The 21,345-nt window shown below is 72.9% G+C and carries 14 protein-coding genes; 9 read left to right on the top strand and 5 right to left on the bottom strand.

The features are described 5' to 3' along the window. The first annotated feature begins 253 nt into the window (after positions 1-253). Positions 254-1,423: an ADP-forming succinate--CoA ligase subunit beta gene (gene sucC / locus GQQ93_RS05850; protein ID WP_157423273.1), complete on the top strand. Its 1,170-nt coding sequence runs from the start codon at positions 254-256 to the stop codon at positions 1,421-1,423. A gap of 11 nt (positions 1,424-1,434) precedes the next feature. After that, positions 1,435-2,343 (top strand): succinate--CoA ligase subunit alpha, encoded by a 909-nt coding sequence (gene sucD / locus GQQ93_RS05855; protein ID WP_157423274.1) that lies wholly within the window; start codon positions 1,435-1,437, stop codon positions 2,341-2,343. Positions 2,344-2,483: 140 nt separating this feature from the next. On the opposite strand, the gene GQQ93_RS05860 is transcribed toward sucD, so the two are convergent. Beyond that, positions 2,484-4,370, bottom strand: coding sequence for a prealbumin-like fold domain-containing protein (locus GQQ93_RS05860; protein WP_157423275.1), 1,887 nt, complete (start codon positions 4,368-4,370; stop codon positions 2,484-2,486). Between the two features lie 429 nt (positions 4,371-4,799). Between GQQ93_RS05860 and GQQ93_RS05865 the strand changes: the two genes are divergently transcribed. The 7 genes from GQQ93_RS05865 to ddaH all read left to right on the top strand — a co-directional run bounded on the left by GQQ93_RS05865 (position 4,800) and on the right by ddaH (position 13,188). Next, the gene (locus tag GQQ93_RS05865; RefSeq protein WP_157423276.1) at positions 4,800-5,351 is read left to right on the top strand and encodes a hypothetical protein; all 552 of its coding nucleotides are present in this window, start codon (positions 4,800-4,802) and stop codon (positions 5,349-5,351) included. Between the two features lie 50 nt (positions 5,352-5,401). Continuing rightward, a complete protein-coding gene (locus GQQ93_RS05870) occupies positions 5,402-6,865 on the top strand; it encodes a hypothetical protein (RefSeq protein WP_157423277.1) in 1,464 nt (487 codons plus the stop codon). 65 nt (positions 6,866-6,930) lie between these two features. Continuing rightward, positions 6,931-8,199, top strand: a complete 1,269-nt coding sequence (locus GQQ93_RS05875) for a cell division protein PerM (RefSeq protein WP_157423278.1) — start codon at positions 6,931-6,933, stop codon at positions 8,197-8,199. A gap of 55 nt (positions 8,200-8,254) precedes the next feature. Continuing rightward, positions 8,255-8,848 (top strand): phosphoribosylglycinamide formyltransferase, encoded by a 594-nt coding sequence (gene purN / locus GQQ93_RS05880; RefSeq protein ID WP_157423279.1) that lies wholly within the window; start codon positions 8,255-8,257, stop codon positions 8,846-8,848. Then, positions 8,845-10,455, top strand: coding sequence for a bifunctional phosphoribosylaminoimidazolecarboxamide formyltransferase/IMP cyclohydrolase (purH, locus tag GQQ93_RS05885; RefSeq protein ID WP_157423280.1), 1,611 nt, complete (start codon positions 8,845-8,847; stop codon positions 10,453-10,455). The genes purN and purH overlap by 4 nt, the downstream gene beginning before the upstream one ends. Before the next feature lie 156 nt (positions 10,456-10,611). After that, complete coding sequence (locus tag GQQ93_RS05890; protein WP_157423281.1) at positions 10,612-11,703, top strand: Glu/Leu/Phe/Val dehydrogenase family protein; 1,092 nt, start codon at positions 10,612-10,614, stop codon at positions 11,701-11,703. Positions 11,704-11,913: 210 nt separating this feature from the next. After that, positions 11,914-13,188 carry a dimethylargininase gene (gene ddaH, locus GQQ93_RS18185; RefSeq protein WP_281349877.1) on the top strand — a complete coding sequence of 425 codons (1,275 nt, stop codon included), beginning with the start codon at positions 11,914-11,916 and terminating at the stop codon, positions 13,186-13,188. A gap of 125 nt (positions 13,189-13,313) precedes the next feature. On the opposite strand, the gene GQQ93_RS05900 is transcribed toward ddaH, so the two are convergent. From GQQ93_RS05900 to GQQ93_RS05915, 4 genes are read right to left on the bottom strand one after another with little or no spacing between them, the layout of a single operon-like run. Then, positions 13,314-13,985 carry an ABC transporter ATP-binding protein gene (locus tag GQQ93_RS05900; RefSeq protein ID WP_157423282.1) on the bottom strand — a complete coding sequence of 224 codons (672 nt, stop codon included), beginning with the start codon at positions 13,983-13,985 and terminating at the stop codon, positions 13,314-13,316. After that, positions 13,982-14,983 carry an ABC transporter ATP-binding protein gene (locus tag GQQ93_RS05905; RefSeq protein ID WP_157423283.1) on the bottom strand — a complete coding sequence of 334 codons (1,002 nt, stop codon included), beginning with the start codon at positions 14,981-14,983 and terminating at the stop codon, positions 13,982-13,984. Before GQQ93_RS05905 ends, GQQ93_RS05900 begins: the two co-directional genes overlap by 4 nt. 3 nt (positions 14,984-14,986) lie before the next feature. Continuing rightward, on the bottom strand, positions 14,987-17,806 hold the full coding sequence (locus tag GQQ93_RS05910) for an ABC transporter permease (protein ID WP_157423284.1): 2,820 nt from the start codon (positions 17,804-17,806) through the stop codon (positions 14,987-14,989). Continuing rightward, positions 17,803-20,838, bottom strand: a complete 3,036-nt coding sequence (locus tag GQQ93_RS05915; RefSeq protein WP_157423285.1) for a hypothetical protein — start codon at positions 20,836-20,838, stop codon at positions 17,803-17,805. The genes GQQ93_RS05910 and GQQ93_RS05915 overlap by 4 nt, the downstream gene beginning before the upstream one ends. Positions 20,839-21,345: the final 507 nt, after the last annotated feature.

The raw sequence follows: 21,345 nt of genomic DNA on the forward strand, positions 1-21,345 counted from the left end.
GCTCGGGCGCCGCACCAGCATGGTGAGGCTCTCCTCCGTTGTGGGCGTCGAGCGTCGCGGGGAGCGCCGCGGGGAGCGCGGTCCGGGCGGCCGGACGCCGTGGCATCCGCGCGATTCTCGGCCCCGCTGCGCGGGGAGTAGCATGGAGGGTGGCCCACTTATCTTGACGTCGAGATGTTTTTCGTCGCCCTCCGGGCCGAAACCCACCAGCCCCTGTGCGCGATCGCGCGTGCGGACCGATTGGAAGTAGAGCGTGGATCTTTACGAGTACCAGGCCAGAGACCTGTTCGAGCAGTACGGGGTCCCGGTGCTCCCGGGCATCGTCGCCGACACCCCCGACGAGGTGCGTGCGGCGGCCGAGAAGCTCGGCGGCGTCGTCGTGGTCAAGGCCCAGGTGAAGACGGGCGGCCGCGGCAAGGCCGGCGGCGTCAAGGTCGCGAAGACCCCCGACGAGGCGTACGAGGCGGCGAAGGCCATCCTCGGCCTCGACATCAAGGGCCACGTCGTCAAGCGCGTCATGGTCGCCGGCGGCGCCCGCATCGCGCAGGAGTTCTACTTCTCGGTGCTGCTCGACCGCGCCAACCGCTCCTACCTCTCGCTCACGAGCGTCGAGGGCGGCATGGAGATCGAGCAGCTCGCGGTCGAGAAGCCCGAGGCGCTCGCGCGCATCGAGGTCGACCCGATCGCCGGTGTCGACGCGGCGAAGGCCCGTGAGATCGCGGTCGCCGCGAACTTCCCCGCCGAGCTCGTCGATAAGGTCGCCGACGTCTTCGTGAAGCTCTACGAGGTCTACACGGGCGAAGACGCGACGCTCGTCGAGGTCAACCCGCTCATCCTCGACGAGGACGGCAACGTCATCGCCCTCGACGGCAAGGTCTCGCTCGACGAGAATGCCGAGTTCCGTCACCAGAACCACGCGCTCCTCGAGGACAAGGCCGCGGCCGACCCGCTCGAGGCGGCCGCCAAGGAGCTCGACCTCAACTACGTCAAGCTCGACGGCGAGGTCGGCATCATCGGCAACGGCGCGGGCCTGGTCATGTCGACCCTCGACGTCGTCGCCTACGCGGGCGAGAACCACGGCGACGTGAAGCCCGCGAACTTCCTCGACATCGGCGGCGGCGCCTCGGCGGAGGTCATGGCCAACGGCCTCGGCATCATCCTCGGCGACCCGCAGGTCAAGAGCGTGTTCGTCAACGTCTTCGGCGGCATCACCGCCTGCGACCAGGTCGCCAAGGGCATCGTCGGCGCGCTCGCCGAGCTCGGCTCCGCTGCGAACAAGCCGCTCGTCGTGCGTCTCGACGGCAACAACGTCGTCGAGGGCCGTCGCATCCTCGAGGAGGCGGCGCACCCGCTCGTCACCCTCGCCGAGAACATGGACCAGGGCGCCGACAAGGCGGCCGAACTGGCGAACGCCGCGAAGTAAGGGATTCAGACATGACGATCTTCCTCAACAAGGACTCCAAGGTCATCGTCCAGGGCATCACCGGCGGCGAGGGCTCGAAGCACACCGCCCGTATGCTCGCGGCCGGCACCCAGGTGGTCGGTGGCGTGAACGCCCGCAAGGCGGGCACCACGGTGCTGCACACGGATGCCTCGGGCAACCCCGTCGAGCTCCCGGTGTTCGCCTCAGTGGCCGAGGCCATGGCGCAGACCGGCGCCGACGTCTCGATCGCGTTCGTGCCCCCGGCCTTCACGAAGGACGCCGTGATCGAGGCCATCGACGCCGAGATCCCCCTGCTCGTCATCATCACCGAGGGCGTGCCCGTGCAGGACTCGGCCGAGTTCTGGGCCTACGCCAAGGACAAGGGCGAGAAGACCCGCATCATCGGACCGAACTGCCCCGGCATCATCAGCCCCGGTGAGGCCCTCGTCGGCATCACCCCGGCGAACATCACCGGCAAGGGCCCGATCGGCCTCGTCTCGAAGTCGGGCACGCTCACCTACCAGATGATGTACGAGCTGCGCGACCTCGGATTCTCGACCGCCATCGGCATCGGCGGCGACCCGATCATCGGCACCACCCACATCGACGCGCTCGCCGCGTTCGAGGCCGACCCCGAGACGAAGGCGATCGTCATGATCGGCGAGATCGGCGGCGACGCCGAAGAGCGTGCGGCCGACTTCATCAAGGCGAACGTCACGAAGCCGGTCGTCGGCTACGTCGCGGGCTTCACCGCGCCCGAGGGCAAGACGATGGGCCACGCCGGCGCCATCGTCTCGGGCTCGGCCGGCACCGCGCAGGCCAAGAAGGAGGCCCTCGAGGCCGCCGGGGTCAAGGTCGGCAAGACGCCGTCCGAGACCGCGCAGCTGCTCCGCGAGGTGTACGCCGCCCTCGGCGCGTAGGCGCGAGTTCGACGCCAGGGGCATCCCGGTCGAATCGACAGAACCCCGCAGACCGTGGTCTGCGGGGTTCCGCCGTTCGGCGGGGTGGAGCGGGGGGCGCACCCCGGCCGTTTCGGTTCACCCGTCTCCGTCGCGCCCGATCACGGGTCGACGACCACCGTGCAGACGTACACGCCCGGCTGTCGATCGCTCAGCGTGAGGCTGCCGTCGCCGTTCGCGTCGGTCACCTCGTCGAAACCGGGATCATCGGTCGGGGTGCACTCGATCGTCGACGCGGTTCCACCGTCGATCTGCGAGTCGACCGTGACGGTGATGTTCGTCAGCGGCATGTTGGTGAAACTCTTCGTGACGTACGGACCGCCCGGGCAGCTGCCCGCGACGTCAACGGTCGCGGTCTGCGGGTTGGCGCTCGTCACCGCGTAGCCGGCTGGCACCGACTCGGTCACCGTGTAGTCGTCGACGAAGTCGCTCAGCACGAGGCCGTCGAAGCAGACGACTCCGCTCGCGTCGGTCTGCCCGGTGACGCCCTCGGCCGGCAACTCGCCGCCCGTGACGGTGAACGTCACACCCGCGTGCGGGTGATCGGTGATCCCATCATGGTTCAGTGCGACGTGCTTGCGGGTCTTGACGATCTTGATGGCGCCTCGATCCCGGTCGTCGTGGAAGGTGCAGACCACGTTCTCGCCCGGATCGAGCTCGATCGCAGCCGGATCATCCCCATCGTCGTCACCCGCACAGCTCGCGCTGACCAGGTGCCAGTTCTCGGGAACCGTCTCGCTGACGTCGTAGGTGCCGGGAACCAGGTTCCCGAACTCCGCCGAGTCCTTGCCTGCTGCGCCGGCTGCCGTCGTCGTCAACGTGAACGGTGACGGTTCGAGCGTCTCCGAGGTGAACTCGAATGCTCCCGTGCCGCTGTCGGTGATCTTCTCGACCGTGATCGAACCGCGCGCCTTGTTGTAGTACGTGCAGTCGACGGTGTCCGCCGCGGAATCGAGGTTGAAGGTGATCTCGGCTCCGTTGATCGAGATGTTCGCTCCATCGGTGCTCAGGCTGCAGTCGATGTGATCGAGATCCCACCCGTCGGGCAGCGCGGACTCGGTCACATGGCCGGTCACGCCGATCGGCACCTCCGCGAACTCCTGAGATTCCCCGTCGCTCAGCGTGAAGCTGTCCGATGAGGGGTCGCTCGAGAAGTCCCCGGTGTAGGTGAAGTCCGCCGTCGAACCGGCGGGGTCGGTGACCTTGCTGATCTTCACGCCGCCACAGGTCGGGAATCCGGTCTCGATCGGAGCGATGAAGTCCTTCATCGCGGCCGCGAACGAGTCGGAGGACCGGCTCTTCAGGTATGCGCTGCCGAAGGTCTCGCACTGATCGAGTGTGCTCGCGAGTGCGGTGAAGTCCACCGTCGCCTCACCGAACGTACGCGCCGAGATCGCGCCGAGTCCGTCGGCGTTCGGAGCGGTGATCGCGGTCGCGTTGATCGATCCGGTCGCGAGTCCGAGTTCGGTGAAGTTGGTCCGTGTGCTCCAACAGGGGACCGAGTTGCTCGCCTCGCATTGCGAGCCGGCTCCCGCGGTGACCCACGTCGAGATGGACAACTGCGGGTTCGTGCCGCCGTTCGAGAGGTCGTACTGGATCAGCAGGTCGCCGGTGCTGCGAACGGGCGTCACCCCGTTGTCCGAGAGGACCTTGGACTTGTTGAACTCGAAGTCCATGTTCGTCGTGCCGGTCGGGTCCTGCACTCGGTGCCAGTAGAGGTGCAGGTACTGATGCCCCGCGTCGTTCGTCTCGAGCGCGAGGCCGAAGGTCTTGAGGTCGCTCTTGTTCGGCGGGATGCTGCCGTCCACGACCGTGGGCACCGGGGTGTCCTCCTTCGAGCCCTGACCGAACGAGTCGTCGCCGGCGCCGCTCGCCTTGTCGGGCTTGCGCACCTCGGTGATGTCCGCCCAGTCGGTGGACGGCGCCGGGTCGTCGACCACGAGATTCGCGTTCGTGTCGATCTCGAAGTCGCTGCCGGGCAGGCTCACTTCGGGGTGGTCCGCATAGGCCGGCGATATCGCGAGCCCGGCGAGGAGGAGGCCTCCGACGGTGGCTGCGGCGATGATCGGGGAGCGCCGCAACCTGCGGCGAGCTCGTGACGTGGGACGGGTTCCGTGTTGAGTGCGCAGTGGCATCGTCGCCTCCAGAGTTGCGCGGCTTCGCCCGGCCCGGGCGGGCAGGGCGATCCCCGGCGGGGCGATGGACTGGGGCGGCTGTGCGCGGGCGCGGCAGGGCTTGCGGGTGACGGTCGTCTCTCGTCGCCGTGGGTGAGGCGGCGGCGGGATGCATCGGACCCGGGGGAGTCTCAGGTTTCATCTCGCACGCTACTCCGAACGAATGCCGCACGACAGAGCAGTTGAGCAATTCTCACCACCCAGAACGGGGGGTATCGCTCCTCGGCATGAGAGAGTGGCGGCATGAGCGTCGAAGATACGGATGCCGCGCGCGAGCGGGACCGGCGCAGGACTGCCGCCGAGGTCAGGGACGATCTCGTCCGGACCGCGTTCGTGACCGAGGAGTCGGTCTACGGCGTGGTGCTCGTCTCGGGCATGATCGTGGTGGCCGGCACCCACGGATCGACCGCCTGGGAGGTGTTCTGGATCGTCGCCGTCACGGTCGTGGTGTTCTGGGCCGCCCATGTCTACGCCGGCACGGTCGCTCGCCACGGCCTCGCGATCGATCACGTGATGCCCCTGCGGCAGGCCTTCGACGCCGCACTGCAGCACTCGCTCGGACTGCTCGCCTCGGCGATGCTTCCGTCGTTGATCCTCCTGCTCGGCGCCCTCCGGGTCGTGCCCGACGCCCTGACCATCTGGCTGGCGCTGTGGGCGGGTGTCCTCGTGCTCGCGGTGCTCGGATTCGTGGCCTACCGCCGTCGTGGCGCGCCGTGGCCGATGCAGCTGCTCGGCGCCCTCACGACGGCCGCCTTCGGCCTCGTCATGATCGTCTTGAAGGCCTTCATCCACTGAGTACGTGCCCCGGGGGCGCCGAGCCGCTATCGTCGTGCCTAGGGGGACACATGCCGAAGATGACCAGTGCCGAGCTCGAAGCCCGGATCGCCGAGCTCGAAGCCGAGAACGCGCGCCTGCGCAGCGTCGAGACCACCGAGGTGCCCGGTGCGCCGGCCGCTCCGGTCGTCGCCGAGAAGCGTCGCGGTCGCGGTCGCACGATCGGCGCCGTCGTGCTCGTCGTGATCGGTCTGCTGCTCGCCCCCGTCGCCGTCGTCGCCGGCTGGGCCCGCCTCGAGCTCGTCGACACCGATCGATTCGTCCAGACCTTCGCGCCGCTCGCCGACGACCCCGAGGTGCAGGAGTTCGTCTCCGACCAGGTGACGGCGGCCATCGAACGCGAGGTCGACATCCCGCAGCTCACCGCCGACCTGTTCGACGGCATCCGCGCCCTCGATCTGCCGCCCCGCGCCGAGGCGGCCCTCGGGCTGCTCGAGGCGCCCGCGACGCAGGGGCTGCAGTCGCTCGTCGCCGACGTGGTGCACCGGCTCGTGAGCTCCGAGGCGTTCGCCGACATCTGGCGCACGGCGCTGCAGACGACCCACACCCAGTTCGTCGCAGCCGTGCAGGGCGACCCCGATGCGATGCTCGAGATCGGCGGCGACGGAACCCTGTCGGTGCAGATCGGCCCGATCATCGAGGCCGTGAAGGAGCGTCTGTCCGAGCGCGGCGTCGGGTTCGCCGACGCGATCCCCGTCATCGAGCAGAGCATCGTCATCGCACAGGGCGACGCCTTCGTGCTCGTCTCGACGATGTACGCGCTCGCCGTCGGCATCGGCACCTGGCTGCCCTGGGTCGCACTCGCCTTCCTCGTCGCGGGCGTGCTCGTCGCGAAGCGCCGATCGAAGGCCTTCGTCTGGACGGCCGGCGGCTTCGCCTTCGTGATGGCGCTCCTCGCGGCGGGTTTCGAGATCGGCAAGGTCGTCGTGATCGCGGCCCTCAGCCCGAGCATCATCCCGGGCGACGCGGCGTCGGTCATCTACGCGCAGCTCACCGAGGCCATGCGCTCGACGACCGTCGCCCTGCTCGTGCTCGGCCTGTTCGCCGCACTGATCGCGTGGGTGGCCGGGCCGTGGGCGCCGGCGCGCTCGCTCCGCGGCTTCGCCGGCAGCGGCTTCGCCGCGCTCCGGCGCGCCGGTGACAAGCACGGGCTCTCGACCGGGTCGTTCGGCCACGCGCTCGACCGCTCCCACGGGCTGATCGCCGGGGCGATCGCGCTGATCGCCGCGGCCGTCATCCTGCTCAATCGCCCGGTGACGACGGCCTCGGTCGTGACGACCGTGCTCCTCGCGCTCCTCGCGCTCCTCATCCTCGAGGTGCTCCGACGGCCCGTCGACGAGCCCGAGGGGGTGGATGCCGCGGAGTCGGCGCCGGAGGTCGGCGACGAGTCCGCAGGGGTCGACGCCGCAGAGGCCGAGGCCGAGGCGGACGAGGACGAGCCGGACACCGTGCTCACGGGCGAGGGGCGTTCCTGAGAGGTGACATCACCCCGCCGTGGCGGGCGGCTCGGGCGTCGGGTTCCGCTAGGCTCGGCGAGGTCATGAGACGTACCACGATCGCCCTGCTGGCCGCACTCGAAGCCGCCGTCTCGGCGCTCATCGGCCTCGGCGTCGTGCTCGTGCCGCTCCTCGTCGTCTGGGCGGTGCACTTCGGTCTCGCGGTCGACGCAGTCGCCTTCTTCCGCGCCGCCGCCGACCTCTGGCTGCTCGGGCACGGGGTCGACCTCGTGCTCCAGCTCGACGCGGTGACCGCGGCGCGCATGGCGCTGCCCGGCGCCGGCGATCCATTCCCGATCACGATCGCGCTGCTCGGCTTCGCCCTCGCCTCGGTCGCCGTCGGTCGCCGCATCGGTCGCCGATCGGCCGCCGCGGGGCACTCGATCACCGGATCGATCTCGGCGGTCGTGGTCTACGCGCTCGTCGGCGGCACGCTCGGCCTCGCCGCGGACAGCGAAGCGGCGAACGCATCGCTCTGGCAGGCGATCCTGCTGCCTGCGTTCGTGATGGCGATCGGCGTCGTCGTCGGCGCCGTGCTCGAGACCCTCCGCGAGGCCAACCACGGAGACCTCGCGGGCGGCTGGGTTCGCGAGCGGCTCGGCGAACTCCCGCCCGCCGGCGTCGACGCCGTGCGCCGCGCAGCTCGCATCGGCGGCGCCGCCGCCTTCGGCGTGCTCGGCGTCGCGGCGGTGCTCGTGGCGGTGCTCATCGCCGTCGACTACGCGACGATCGCGGGTCTCAGCCAGTCGCTCGGCGCGGGGGTCGACGGCGGCATCCTGCTCACCGTCGTCGAGCTCGCGTTCATCCCGAACTTCGTGATCTGGGCGGCGGCCTGGCTGCTCGGCCCCGGAATCGCGATCGGCGCGGGCACGACCGTCGCACCGGGCGGCACCGTGCTCGGACCGGTTCCCGGCATCCCCCTGCTCGGAGCGCTGCCGGGCGACGCCCCCATGCTCGGGGTGCTCTGGCTCCTGGTCCCCGTGGTGTTCGGCTTCGTCGGGGCGTGGTTCGTGCTCGGGCGCGGCGCCGCAGACGGGGCGACGCCCGGCGACGCACAAGCCGGCGCGTCAGCGCCCTGGTGGCATCCGGTCGCGGTCGGGGCGGGTGCGGGCGTCGTCGCGGGCCTCGTGATGGGACTGCTCGCCTGGTGGTCGGGCGGCGCCGCCGGCCCCGGCCGCCTCGCCGTCGTCGGCCCCGACCCCTGGGCCGTCGGACTCGTCGCCGCCGCAACGGTCGGCGTCGGCGCGATCGCGGGCGGCGTGGCGGCGTGGATGCGCCTCCGGGAGCCCGCACCCGAGTTTCTCGCACGGTAGTCGCGGGGCGACGCGTGCCGTCGTGCCGGCCCCCGGCGGCCGGTAGGCTCGAAGGGTGCTGAAGCTCGTCGTCCTCATCTCCGGCGGAGGCTCGAACCTCCGGGCCCTGCTCGAAGCCGCCGAAGACGCCGAGTTCCCGGCGCGGGTCGTCGCGATCGGCGCCGACCGCGAGGCATCCGGTCTCGTGCTCGGCGAGGAGTTCGGCGTGCCGACCTTCACCGTGCCGTTCACGGCCTACCCCGACCGAGACGCCTGGGGCGCCGCGCTCATCGATGCGGTGCGTCGCTGGGAGCCCGACCTCGTCGTGCTCTCGGGGCTCATGCGGCTCGTGCCTCCCGCGGTCGTCGACGCCTTCTCGCCGCAGCTCATCAACACGCACCCCGCGTACCTGCCCGAGTTCCCCGGCGCGCACGGCGTGCGCGACGCGCTCGCTGCGGGCGTCGCACAGACCGGGGCGAGCCTCATCGTCGTCGACAACTCCGTCGACGGCGGCCCGATCATCGCGCAGGAGCGCATCCCGGTGCTGCCGGGCGACACCGAGTCGAGCCTCCACGACCGCATCAAGCCCGTCGAGCGGCGCCTGCTCATCCAGGCCGTGCTCGACATCGCCAATTCGCACCTCGACCTGAAGGACCTCGCACGATCATGAGCGGCCACGCCATCGACCCCAGCCTGTACCGCGAACGCGACCTGGTGCCCGTGCGCCGGGCGCTCATCGCCGTGAGCGACAAGCGCGGCCTCGTCGAACTCGCGAGCGCGCTCGTCGAGTCCGGCGTCGAGATCGTCTCGACGGGCGGCACCTCCAAGGCGATCGCCGACGCGGGGCTCCCCGTCACGCAGATCGCCGAGGTCACGGGCTACCCCGAACACCTCGACGGGCGTGTGCGCACCCTGCACCCGGCCGTGCACTCGGGCCTGCTCGCCGACCTGCGCCTCGAATCGCACGAGCAGGAGCTCGCGGGCCTCGGCATCGCGCCGTACGAGCTCGTCGTCGTGAACCTCTACCCCTTCGTCGAGACGGCCGCCTCGGGCGCCGCACCCGATGCGGTGGTCGAGCAGATCGACATCGGCGGCCCCGCGATGGTGCGTGCCTCGGCGAAGAACCACGCGAACGTCGCCGTCGTCGTCTCGCCTGAGCGCTACGACGAGGTCGTGGCTGCGCTCGCCGCGGGCGGCACGACCCTCGCGCAGCGTCGCGAGCTCGCGCGCGAGGCGTTCCGGCACACCGCGTCGTACGACGTCGCGGTCGCCTCCTGGATCGGCAGCGTGGTCGCCCCCGACCAGCCGGCCGAGGTCTCGCCGTTCCCGGCCTGGGTCGGCGGCACCTGGACGAAGGAGGCCGACCTCCGCTACGGCGAGAACTCGCACCAGCAGGCGGCGATCTACTCCTCGCAGGGCGGCCGGCCGGGCATCGCCCAGGCCGTGCAGCTGCACGGCAAGGAGATGAGCTACAACAACTACGTCGACGCGGATGCCGCGGTGCGGGCCGCCTTCGACTTCGACGAGCCCGCCGTGGCGATCATCAAGCACGCGAACCCGTGCGGCATCGCCGTGGCCGCCGCCGGCGCCGGCGACCCGATCGCCGACGCCCACCGCCGCGCGCACGAGTGCGACCCCGTGTCGGCGTTCGGCGGCGTGATCGCGGCGAACCGCACCGTCACCCGCGAGATGGCCGAGACCGTCGCAGGAATCTTCACCGAGGTGCTCGTGGCGCCGGCATTCGAGGCCGAGGCCGTCGAGATCCTCACGCAGAAGAAGAACATCCGCCTGCTCACCCTGCCCGAGGGCTTCGTGCCGACCGCGGTCGAGCTCAAGCAGATCTCGGGCGGCGTGCTGCTGCAGCAGGCCGACCGGCACTTCGCCCCCGCCGCCGAGTGGACGCTGGCCGCGGGGGAGGCGGTCGACGCCGAGACCCTCGCCGACCTCGAGTTCGCCTGGCGGGCCTGCCGTGCGGTCAAGTCGAACGCGATCCTGCTCGCCTCGGGCGGTGCCTCGGTGGGCGTCGGCATGGGCCAGGTCAACCGTGTCGACTCCTGCAAGCTCGCGGTCGAGCGGGCGGGCGATCGCGCCGCGGGCTCGGTCGCGGCATCCGACGCGTTCTTCCCCTTCGCCGACGGCCTGCAGATCCTGCTCGACGCGGGCGTGAAGGCCGTCGTGCAGCCCGGCGGCTCCGTGCGCGACGAGGAGGTCGTCGCGGCCGCCGCGGCGGCCGGCGTCGCGATGTACTTCACGGGCGAACGGCACTTCTTCCACTGATCTGACGGTGCCGCGGGCGCCGGTGCGCCGGCGGGCGTCGCGTGAGCCGTATGCGAGCGGCGGCATGCCGGGCGGCGGTACCCTTGGATCGACCCTGCGCACACCCCGCGCGGGCAGGTTCCGCCCACGAAGCGGATGATTCGAGGAGAACGATCGATGTCGATCACCCACGCCCCGGCGGTGCCCGCCGAGGTCAGCGCCACCCTTCCGAGCGACGCCCCCGACCATGAGCGGGTGCTCATCACCCGCGGTCCCCGCTCGGGACTCACCGTCATCGTCGCCGTGCACTCCACGCGCCTCGGCCAGGCGCTCGGCGGTGCCCGCGTCTGGAACTACGGGCACTGGACCGACGGCCTCGCCGACGCGCTGCGCCTCTCGCAGGCCATGACGATGAAGAACGCCGCTGCGGGTCTCATGCGCGGCGGCGGCAAGTCGGTCGTCGCGGTCCCGGCCGGCGTCGTGCTCGACGAGGCGCAGCGCCGCGACGCGATGCTCGACCTCGGCGACGCCGTCGAGTCGCTCGGCGGCGCCTACATGACCGCAGAAGACGTCGGCACGAGCGCCGAGCTCATGGCCGTCGTGCACGAGCGCACCGAGCACGTCTGCGGCCTGCCGCCCGAGCAGGGCGGCGTCGGCGAGCCCGCCGATGCGACCGCCGCGGGCGTGCACGCCTCGATCCTCGCGACGCTCGGCCACGTCTTCGGCTCGAACGACGCCGCAGGTCGGCATTTCGTCATCTCGGGCCTCGGCCAGGTGGGCGGTCGCCTCGCGCGCAGCCTCGCCGCCGCGGGCGCCCGCCTCACGGTGACGGATGTCGCGGAGCACAAGCGCGCCCTCGCCGACGAGCTCGGCGCCGCCTGGGTCGACCCGGCCGAGGCGCACCGCGTCGAGGCCGACGTGTTCGTGCCCTGCGGCCTCGGCGGCGTGCTGACGCCCGCCGTCGTCGACGAACTGCGGGTGCGCGCCGTCGTCGGCGCCGCCAACAACCAGCTCGCCTCGCGCGAGGTCGCCGTCCTGCTGCGCGACCGCGGCATCGTCTGGGCACCCGACTTCGTCGTCAACGCCGGTGGCGTGATCTACCTCGACGTCGCCGGTCAGCCCGACGCCGACCAGGCCGCGCTCGATGCGCGCATCGCCGGCATCGGCGACGTGGTCGGCGCCGTGCTGCACGACGCCGTGGCGACGGGCTCGACGACGCTCGACGCCGCCGAGCGGCTCGCCCGCGCCCGCCTCGACGCCGGTCGCTGAGCCGGGGCTCCGGTCACCACGTCCCGTCGCCGCCCGGCGGTGTCGCGAGTCCGCTCGCGAAGCATCGTCGGGCGGCGACGGGCGTTTCGCGTGTGCAGGTGCGCGCGAGCGGAGGGGCGAGCCGCGAGGCGGCGAGCTGCGGGGCGGCGAGCGGCGAGGGTGGGGGGAGCGCGGACCCCGAGGCATCCGACCGGCCAGTAGGCTCGTGCCATGACCTCCCCCGTTCCGCCGGCTTCGACCCTGCCCGCATCTCGCTCCGCGGCTCGTTTCACGCCGGTGGCGACTCGCGGACGCCGGGCGGCGGCGGCCCTCGTCTCCGCGGCGGTCGTCGCGATCATCGCCATGAGCGTCGCGGTGCTCGCGTTCTTCATCGGCAACGGGCAGTCGCCGACCGTCTTCGCGCAGGTGTTCGGGCACTTCGCGCTCGCCGCCTTCTTCGCATGGGGTCTGCTCTCGATCGCGAACTCGCTCGGCGCGACCCGGGTGTGGTTCCTCGCACTGATCACCGGGTTCACCTCGGCCTGCCTCGCGGCACTCGTCGCGACGACGATCATGGTCGCGCTGACCGCCCGATCGCCGTTCGGGCCGCAGGCGTTCCTCTTCGTCATCGGCTCGCTCGTGAGCCTCAACCTGATCTTCGTGATCGCCGTCGTGCTCGGTCAGGTGCTGCTCGCGCCGCGCGTCGTGCACGGGGTCCTCAGCTACGCCCCGGTCCGCGAGCCGCGCAGGATCGCCCTCGTGCGGATCCCCGCCTCGAACCTCGACGAGGCCGAGCTCACCCATCTCGAACGTCGACCCGTCGACCAGGCGCGCGCCGACGAGCAGTGGGACAACTACTGCGCCGCGCTCGTCGCCGAGGGGTGGGAGACCGTGGAGGTCGATGCCGCCCCCGATCTGGCCGACTCGGTGTTCGTCGAGGACACGGTCGTCATGTTCGACGACCTCGCCGTGCTCACCCTGCCCGGCGCGGAGTCGCGCCGCGCCGAGGTCGAGGCCGTGGAGCGGGCGGTGCGTTCGATCTCGCGGTTGAGCGTCGCACGCATCGAGGAGCCGGGTACCCTCGACGGCGGCGACGTGCTGAAGGTCGGCGACGTCGTCTACGTCGGGGCCTCCTCGCGCACGAACGCCGAGGGCATCCGCCAGCTCCGCGAACTCCTGGCACCGCACGGCTACACGGTGGTCGGCGTGCCGATGTCGAAGGCGCTGCACCTGAAGAGCGCCGCGACCGCACTGCCCGACGGAACGGTGATCGGCGACCCGGCGCTGCTCGACGTGACCGGCCTGTTCCCGCGGTTCCTGCCGGTACCCGAGCCCGAGGGCGTCGCCGTCGTCGCGCTGTCGGCCACCTCGCTGCTCATGTCGGCGTCGGCGCCGCAGACCGCGGCGATGCTCGCGGGACTCGGCTACCGGGTGGTGACCGTCGACATCAGCGAGTTCGAGAAGCTCGAGGGCTGCGTGACCTGCCTGTCGGTGCGGGTGCGCTGAGCCGTCGCCCTGCCCGGCCGTGCCCGGCCGTGCCCGGCGCGGCGCTGCGTGTGCAGGAAAATGGGCCCGATGCCTGCCTCACAGCGAGGATGACGCCCATTCTCCTGCACGAGCAGCCGGAAGGGTCAGTCGACGGCGCGGCCGTCGTGGAGCTCGATCACGCGATCGGCACGGCTCACGAGGGCCGCGTCGTGGGTGGTCACGACGGCGGCGACGCCCTGGGCGTGCACGAGGTCGCCGATGAGATCCATCACCGTCGTCGCCGTGCCGCTGTCGAGCTGCCCCGTGGGCTCGTCGGCGAGCAGCAGCTGCGGCCGCGCGGCCAGCGCCCGCGCGATGCCGACGCGCTGCTGCTGACCGCCGGAGAGCTCGTACGGACGCTGGGCCGAGTGGCCGCCGAGCCCCACGAGCTCGAGCGCCTCGGCGACCCGTGCGGAGCGCTCGGCGGGCGGGGTGCGCTGGAGCCGGAGCGGGACCTCGACGTTCTCGGCGGCCGACAGCACGGGGATGAGCCCGAACGACTGGAAGATGTAGCCGACCCGGTCTCGGCGCACGGCGGCGAGCGCCTCCTCGCCGAGCGTCGACAGGTCGTCGTCGCCGAGCAGCACCGTTCCCGAGGTGGGGCGGTCGAGGCCGCCGAGCAGGTTGAGCAGGGTCGTCTTGCCGGCGCCCGAGCGGCCGGTGACCACGACGAGCTCACCGGGGTGCACCTCGAGCGACACTCCGTCGACCGCATGCACGGCGCCGCCGCGGCCTTCGAAGACCCGGCTGACGGATTCTGCGCGCAGCGCACTCATCGTTCCTCCTCGGTTCGATCGGATGCCTCGGGGCCGGCGGCGTGCCGCGCCCGGCGCGGGGGCGTCGCGGACGACGGTGGCGTCGCGGATGGCGGGGGAGTCGGGGCATCCGGCCGTCGCTCATGACCGGGCCAGACGCCGACGTGATCGCTCTCGAGCGCGAGGCGCACGCGGTCCCTCAGCTCGAGGCTGTGCATGAAGTCCTGCGGCAGCTGGAGGCGCCCGACGCGGTCGAGCACCGCGAACTCCTCGGCGACGTGCTGCTCCTCGCCGTGCTCGTCGACGCGGGTCGAGCGCAGCACCTCGGTCGAGGTGCGGCCGTCGCGGATCTGCACGGTGCGCCGGACATGGCCCGACACCGCCGGGTCGTGGGTGACGATGAGCGTCGTCACGCCGAGCTCGTCGTTGACGCTGCGCATCGCCTCGAGCACCGCCGACGACATGGCCTCGTCGAGCTCGCCCGTCGGCTCGTCCGCGAGCAGCACCAGGGGGTCGTTCGCGAGCGCCACGGCGATCGCGACCCGCTGCTGCTGTCCGCCCGAGAGCTCCGCCGGGCGCCGGTCGCGCTCGGCGCCGACCTCGAGGAGCCCGAGCAGCTCGTCGACGCGCCGGGCGCGACCGGCGCCGCGGCGCGTGCGCGCCACGTTCATCGCGAGGGCGACGTTCTCGGCCGCGGTGAGGTACGGCAGCAGGTTGCGCGACGTCTGCTGCCAGACGAACCCGACCGTGCGCCGGCGGTAGGCGACCCGCTCGCGCGACCCCATCGTCAACAGGTCGTGGCCCGCGACCCTGGCGACACCGGCCGTGGCGGTGTCGAGCCCCGAGAGGATCGTCAGCAGGGTCGACTTGCCCGAGCCCGAGGCGCCCACGACGGCGACCATCTCGCCCGAGTCGACCCGCAGGTTGAGGCCCTGCAGCGCCTGCACCTCGACGCCGTCGGCGGTGAAGATGCGCACGAGGTCGGTGCACAGGATGTGCGGTTCCTGGTCGATCGGCATGGGTCAGCCCTCCTCTTCCTTGCGCATGGCGCGCGCCGCGCTCGCCTCGCCGCCGACGCGCGACGCCAGCAGCACGGCGAGGCCGGTGACGAGTACCGAGCCCACGAGCACCGCGCCGATCAGCCGGAGGTCGAACACGACCCCCGGCTGCTGGTCCGCACCCGTGAAGGCACGGAGGTCGATGCCCTGCAGCACCACGAACGGCAGCACGACCCCGAGCAGCGCACCGGCGACGAGCGCCACGACCACGACCGGGCCGACCTCCCACGCGACGAGCGCCCGCTCGCCGCGACGACGCAGCCCGAGCGTCGTGAGCAGCGGGAGGAGGCGTTCGCGCGCCGGGCGCCCGACCACGAGGGTGAGCACGATCGCGAGCGCCGTGAGCAGGCTCGAGAGCACGATCGCGCCGATGAGCGAGACCACGAGCCCCTGGGTGACCGACGTCGAGGCGAGCTCGTCGCGCAGCATCGTCGGGGTCGTCACGGTGGCGCCCTCGCCGGCGATCTCACCGAGCTCGGCGGTGACGGCCGCGGCATCGGCTCCGGGTTCGAAGCGCACGAGCACCCGATCGGGCACGAAGGTGCCGACGAAGCCGTCGGCGTTGGCGCGATCCATGAGCACCCAGCTCGTGCGCGGCCAGAACGCGGTGCGGCCGTCGACGACGCCGAGCACCTCGAACGCATCGCGATCGAGCTCGACCTCTTCGGCGCCCTCGATCGAGTCGGCGATGACCTTCGAGATGACCACGGGCACCGCTTCGGCGCCCGTCTCCGAGAGCCCCTCGGGCAGCGGCGTCGCCCCCGAGCGGCCGGCCTGCACGGCGCGCATCTCCTCGGAGTCGACGACGACCAGCGTCGTGGTGCGCAGCCGCCCGTCGATGCCGACCTGGATCGAGTCGGTTGCATACACCGGGGCGATCGCCTCGACCCCGGGCACGGCCGCGAACGCCTCCTGCTGCTCGAGTGTGAACGGCACGCCGGCGACCGCGGCGTCGGCACCGACGCGGGCATCGGCCGCGCGGTCGACGCCGGTCTGCACGGTGCCGAGCAGCACCGCGGAGAACATCGCGACCGAGACGCCCACGACCACGGTGAGCACGGGCACGACGCCCGCGGAGGGGTCGCGCAGCGCGCGCGCCGAACCCAGGAAGGCCACGAGGCCCCGGCCCCGCGAGGCGGCACGCACGATCGCGGCGAGCGGCAGCGGGTAGAGGCGCAGCACGATGAGGCAGGTGAGCAGCGCGAGGAGGAGGGGCACCGCCGCGAGCAGCGGATCGACGCCGACTTCGCCCGCTGAGGTCGCGAGGCCGCGTCGGAGGAGCAGCACCACCGCGGCCACGGCGACGATCGCGACGAGCGCCTCGAGGATCCACCTGACTCGTCCGCCCCCGCGCGTCGCGAAGTCGGCGCGTGCGCGGCGGAGCGGGCTCAGCGCCGGTGCGGAGCTCACGAGGAGCAGCGCCGGGGTCAGGGCGAAGAGCGCCGCGATCACGAGGCCGGCCGCGCCGCCGTCGGCGGGCACGGCGAGCGTGCCGAGCACGGCGCCGAGCACCGCCGCCGGCACGCCGATGACGGCGCCCTCGACGGCGAGGATGCCACGGAGCTGGCCGGTCGACGCCCCGCGGGCCGCGGCCAGCTCGAGCCCCTGCCTGCGCCGCTCGAACACGACGCGTGCACCGAGCACCAGCACCGCGACCATCACGCCGATGGGGCCGGAGGCGACGGTCGCGAGCACGGTGTCGCTCGCACCGGCCGCCGCCGCTGCCGTTGCGAGGGCGTCGCCGAGCCCGCTCGAGAATCCGACGACGCCGACGGTCGAGAAGTAGAAGTCCCACTCGCCCGAACCGACCGGGTAGCCCACGCTCGTGAACTCGTCGAGGTCGCCGCGGAGTTCGGCCGAGCGGTCGGCGCGGATGCGGTCGTCGGCCACGGGGAACCACATCTCGAGCGTGGTCGGCAGCTGCGAGCGCTCGAGCGCCGCCCACGAGTTCGGGTGCGCGAAGCCGAGCCCGGTGATGCGCAGGGTGCCGTCGGCGGTGAAGGCGACCGAGGGTTCGAGCGGCACGGGCAGGTGGGTCCAGAAGCCGTCGCCCGGGTCCTTCGCGGCGAAGGTGCCGACGAGCACGACGCGCTGCGAGGCGGTGCCGAGGGGGATGCTGCGCTCCTGGCCGATCTCCCAGTGCATCTCGCGGGCGACCGGCTCGGCGGCGATGAACTCGAGCGGCTTCGCGCTGGGTGCCGGTGCGGTCGGCGGCTCGGGCATCGGCAGTGAGCCGGGTTCGCCCTCGGGCTCGGCCGGCGGGGGCGGCGCATCGAGTGCAGTCGGCCAGGCGCCTGCGGTGAGCTCGACGTGCTCGTCGAGGCGGGGGTCGAAGCCCGCGTACAGCACGTAGTCGGTGGAGCCCGGCCCCGCCCCGTCGGGCTTCGCCGAGTTGGGACCGGCGATGACCACCTGCAGCGGATCGTCGCTCACGCGCGCGAGCTCGTCGGGCATCTGCTCGCCGATCGCGAGCAGGCGTTCCTCCTGCCCGCCCCACAGCGCATCGACGTCGTCGGCGAGGGTCGTGCCGCCGCTCGAGGGTCCGAGGTCGGGGAGCGCCGATCGGTTCGCCGACAGCAGGTCGAGTTCGCGCGCCGGGAAGTCGGCGAGGTGCTCGGCCAGCGCGGCCGTGTGCATCGCCGCGACGGCGCGGGGGAGCGCCGTCGCGAGGAAGGCCCCCGCGGCGACGAGCAGTGCGAGCATGACCGAGGCGAACGGAGCGGCGAAGAACTGCCGGCGGAAGAGGCCGACCGGGGTCAGCGCCGAGTGGTGCCGAGCGCTCATCGCTCCTCCTCCCTGAGGCCGGGGCGGCTCGCCGTGCGTCGCACCGCGCGGGCGGCCGACGCGGCGACGAGCGCGGCGAGCAGCGCGAACGCGGCGAGCCCGGCGAGCCAGGGCCAGAGCTCGACCCCGAGCGTCGCCTCGAGCGAGGCGGGGGCGTCGGCGATCGTCGCGCGGGCGAGCTCGCGGGCGGTCAGCCACGCGGTGATCCCGCCGATGACGGCACCCATGGCGATCGCGGCGAGCACGGTCGCGGCGAGCTCGGCGAATCGCGCGCGGGCCTGCACCCGCGGTGCGACGCCGAGCACGCGCAGCACCACGATCTCGCCGAAGCGGCTGCCGGCGAGGGCACTCGCGAGCGCCAGGAGCGAGATGAGGGCGAAGAGCAGGGCGCCGGCCGCGCCGAGCCAGAACGTCGCGATCGCCGGAGTGATCAGCTGGGCCGACGAGGCGTCGGCCCGGGTCGTCGACGTCGCGGCGGTGCGCTGTTCGCGATCGATCGACTCCGCGCTCGCCACGGGGTCGCTCGACGCGAGCCAGCGCTCGCCGAACTGCGGCACGCCGGCGTCGGCGTCGAAGGCGGCTCGCTCGAGCGCGCCGAGGTCAACGAGGAGGGCGTTGCCGCCCGCCGTGGGGACGGCGGGGACGACCCCCGCGACGACGGCGTCGATCTCGGCGCCGCCCGTCACGATGCGGAAGTCCACGGCGTCGCCGACGCCGGCCGAGATGCGGGTCGCGAGCTCGGCGCCGAGCACGATCGGCAGCGTTTCGCCGCCGCCGGCGAGCGGCGCCCGCGCCTCGGGGTCGCTCGCGGAGAGCTCGACGGTCTCGAGGTCGCCGGCGAGTTCTCGTGAGGGGGTCGCGCCGTCGACGCCGAGTCCGCCGAAGGAGACCTGGACGCCTCGGGCGCCGGGGGAGTCGACGAGCCCGGCCGAGAGGCCGAGGAGGCGGAGGCCCGCGGCATCCGGAAGCTCGAGTTCGGCCACGCCCCCTCCGGCGGCGATGTCGACCGAGCCTGCGGGCAGTCGCATCGCGGCCCCGTCGCCGGTGAGGAGCCAGACCCAGACGCCGACCCGGCCCGGTGTGCCCCCGGGCGCGCGAACGCCGACCTCGACCTCGAGCGTCGCAGCGCCGTCGGGCAGCGGCGCTGCCGCAGCCTCCGCCGAGGGTGCGAGATCGTCGGCCGCGGCGGCGAGTCCGGTGCCGGGGGCGAACGCCTCGATTCCGCTCGCAGGAGCGCCGACGAGCGTCGCCGCGTCGGAGCCGAGCCGGACCTCGCCGCGGAAGACCGGACCGTCGGCCACGACGCCGGGCACCTCGGCGAAGAGCTCGCCGGTCGCGAGCGGGTCGGGTCCGCGCACGACATCGCGGCCGGGGAACGAGACGCGGACCTCGCCGCCGGTCGCGAGCGCGGCGGCGTGGCGGTCGACCGACTGCCAGGCGCCCGCGAACACTGCGGCGAGCGTGAGGCCCGCGACGGCGATCATCGTGACGAGCGAGGCCGACGCGAACAGGGAGCCGCGACGCGCGAGCTGCCGCATCGGCAGGGCCGGGATGAGCGCGGGCCGGGCGGCGGCCAGCCGCTCGAAGAGCGCCCCGATCGGGCGTGCGAGGCCGAGCGCGAGGAGCGAGAGCGCGAGCAGCACGAGCACGGGGGCGAGCACCGCGAGCGGATCGACCTCGACCGCGCCGGACGCCCCCGTCACGAGCGGCGAGCCGTACAGCCGGAACTGCCACAGCGAGATCCCGGCGGCGACCGCGATGAGCACCACGCCGCCCGCGACGGCGGTCCGGGGCATCCGGCCCTGTTCGTCGCCCGAACCGCGCTGGACCGGCCGACGCGCCTCGGTGAAGGCGCGGCCGGCGACGAGCAGCACCGCGATCACGACGCTCGTCGCCGCGACCAGCCAGGCGATCGCGGGCATCCGCACCTCACCGGGACGGAGGAGACCGAGGGCGAGTTCGGCGGAGATCGCGCCGAGCGCGGCGGCCGGGATCCCCACCGCGATCACCTCGACCGCCGTGTCGCGGGCGAGGCGCGTCGCCGACGCCCCGCGCGCCCGGAGCAGCAGGGTCTCGCCGCGGCGCGCGGCGCCGAGGAGCGCTGCGAGGCGGGCGAGCGCGGCGACACCGGCGATCGCGAGCAGCAGCACGGGAACGGGGGCGAGCGCGCGCACCGCACCGAGACCGGCCAGCAGCCGGGACAGCGTGCCGTGGAGGCCGCCGGAGGCGGCGAGACCGCTCGAGCCGATGTCGTCCTGATTGCGGAGGGCGGGTTCGACGTCGGGTAGTTGCGCCCGCAGCGCCGCGGCATCGTCGGGCGTCATGGTCGCGGGGTCGACGACCGCGGTCCAGCGCACGACCGCAGCCGACGGGGCGGCCAGGACGGCCGACTCGTCGACGAGGAAGGGCCCTGCGGCCCCGTCGGCGAACCCGGTCGCCACGACGGGGTCGCCGAACCAGGCGGGATCGGTCGGGTCCGCGGGCTCCCAGATGCCGACGACGACGAGCGTCGGGCCGTCGTCGACGGTCACGAGCGAGCCCTGCTCGAGCCCGAGCTCCGCTGCGGCGGCGGCGTTCACCGCGGTCGGCAGGGCATCCGGTGCGCCCGCATCGGGCGTCGACGAGCCGGTGCCGGGCCACTCGCCCTCGACCAGCTCGGCGCGCTCCGCGACGGCGGGGTCGGCCGTGAGCAGCGCCTCGAACGACTCACCGCCCGCGTTCGCCGGGGTCGGCAGCGCCTGCGCACTCCGCTGCCACGCCGCGCCGTGGGGCACGAGCATGCGGTCCAGCACTGCGGCGGCCGCCTCCGACTGCGCGGCGGCATCGTTCGCGAGCCGGATCTGCCAGCGTGCGGCGCCCGCGGCGCCGGTCGCGGACTCGAGGCCGGTGCGCAGCCCGCCCGCCGCGGCCCCGGCGAGGGTGCCGAGCGAGGCGGTGCCGATGCCCGAGAGCAGCAGCACCACGGCCGCAATGCCGCTGAGCACCCCGAGACGGGCGTTCGCGCGGGCGAACGCCGTCCGTGCACTTCCCACGCGGGCTCCTCATCGATCGGGACGGCACGCGGGCGGTGCAGGGCCGGGCATGCGGTCGCCTCGATGCGGCGGCGGCACGCGAACCCGCGTGGCGACGAATTCGCACACTCTACTCCGGATCAGGGTCTTGCATGCCAGCGCGCGAACCCCATATTCTGAAGGGCTGGCCGCCGCAGCCCTACGCGAGCGGCCCCGAGGGTATCGAAGACGATGACGCAGGAGGACACCATGCAGACAGACATCAACGCCCGCCAGGTCGCGGTCGATGGCGCTGCCCGCCGTACGTCCCCGGTCGCGCGGTCCGCGGGGTAGCGCCCCCGACAGCCCCGCAGGCGCTCAGCCTGCACGTTGCGCGGCCGTGCCCGCGCCTGACGCGCTCCGCGTCCATGCTCTCCGTTCGTTCTCCGCCGGTCGTCGCCCTGCCGCGACCCCGACCGGCCACCCCTCCGAGAGGAATCCGGCTTTGTCCGACACCGTCCAGCCGCAGCAGCCCGCTGCGACCGAACC

Origin of the sequence: Agromyces lapidis, from assembly GCF_009749405.1 — a bacterium.
GTDB lineage: Bacteria > Actinomycetota > Actinomycetes > Actinomycetales > Microbacteriaceae > Agromyces > Agromyces lapidis.

What these genes read in the sequence shown, in the direction of transcription:
- sucD (WP_157423274.1), top strand. Translation starts at nt 1,435, where the DNA reads ATGACGATCTTCCTCAACAAGGACTCCAAGGTCATCGTCCAGGGCATC.
- GQQ93_RS05865 (WP_157423276.1), top strand. Translation starts at nt 4,800, where the DNA reads ATGAGCGTCGAAGATACGGATGCCGCGCGCGAGCGGGACCGGCGCAGG.
- GQQ93_RS05870 (WP_157423277.1), top strand. Translation starts at nt 5,402, where the DNA reads ATGCCGAAGATGACCAGTGCCGAGCTCGAAGCCCGGATCGCCGAGCTC.
- GQQ93_RS05875 (WP_157423278.1), top strand. Translation starts at nt 6,931, where the DNA reads ATGAGACGTACCACGATCGCCCTGCTGGCCGCACTCGAAGCCGCCGTC.
- purH (WP_157423280.1), top strand. Translation starts at nt 8,845, where the DNA reads ATGAGCGGCCACGCCATCGACCCCAGCCTGTACCGCGAACGCGACCTG.
- GQQ93_RS05890 (WP_157423281.1), top strand. Translation starts at nt 10,612, where the DNA reads ATGTCGATCACCCACGCCCCGGCGGTGCCCGCCGAGGTCAGCGCCACC.
- ddaH (WP_281349877.1), top strand. Translation starts at nt 11,914, where the DNA reads ATGACCTCCCCCGTTCCGCCGGCTTCGACCCTGCCCGCATCTCGCTCC.
- GQQ93_RS05900 (WP_157423282.1), bottom strand. Translation starts at nt 13,985, where the DNA reads ATGAGTGCGCTGCGCGCAGAATCCGTCAGCCGGGTCTTCGAAGGCCGC.
- GQQ93_RS05905 (WP_157423283.1), bottom strand. Translation starts at nt 14,983, where the DNA reads ATGCCGATCGACCAGGAACCGCACATCCTGTGCACCGACCTCGTGCGC.
- GQQ93_RS05910 (WP_157423284.1), bottom strand. Translation starts at nt 17,806, where the DNA reads ATGAGCGCTCGGCACCACTCGGCGCTGACCCCGGTCGGCCTCTTCCGC.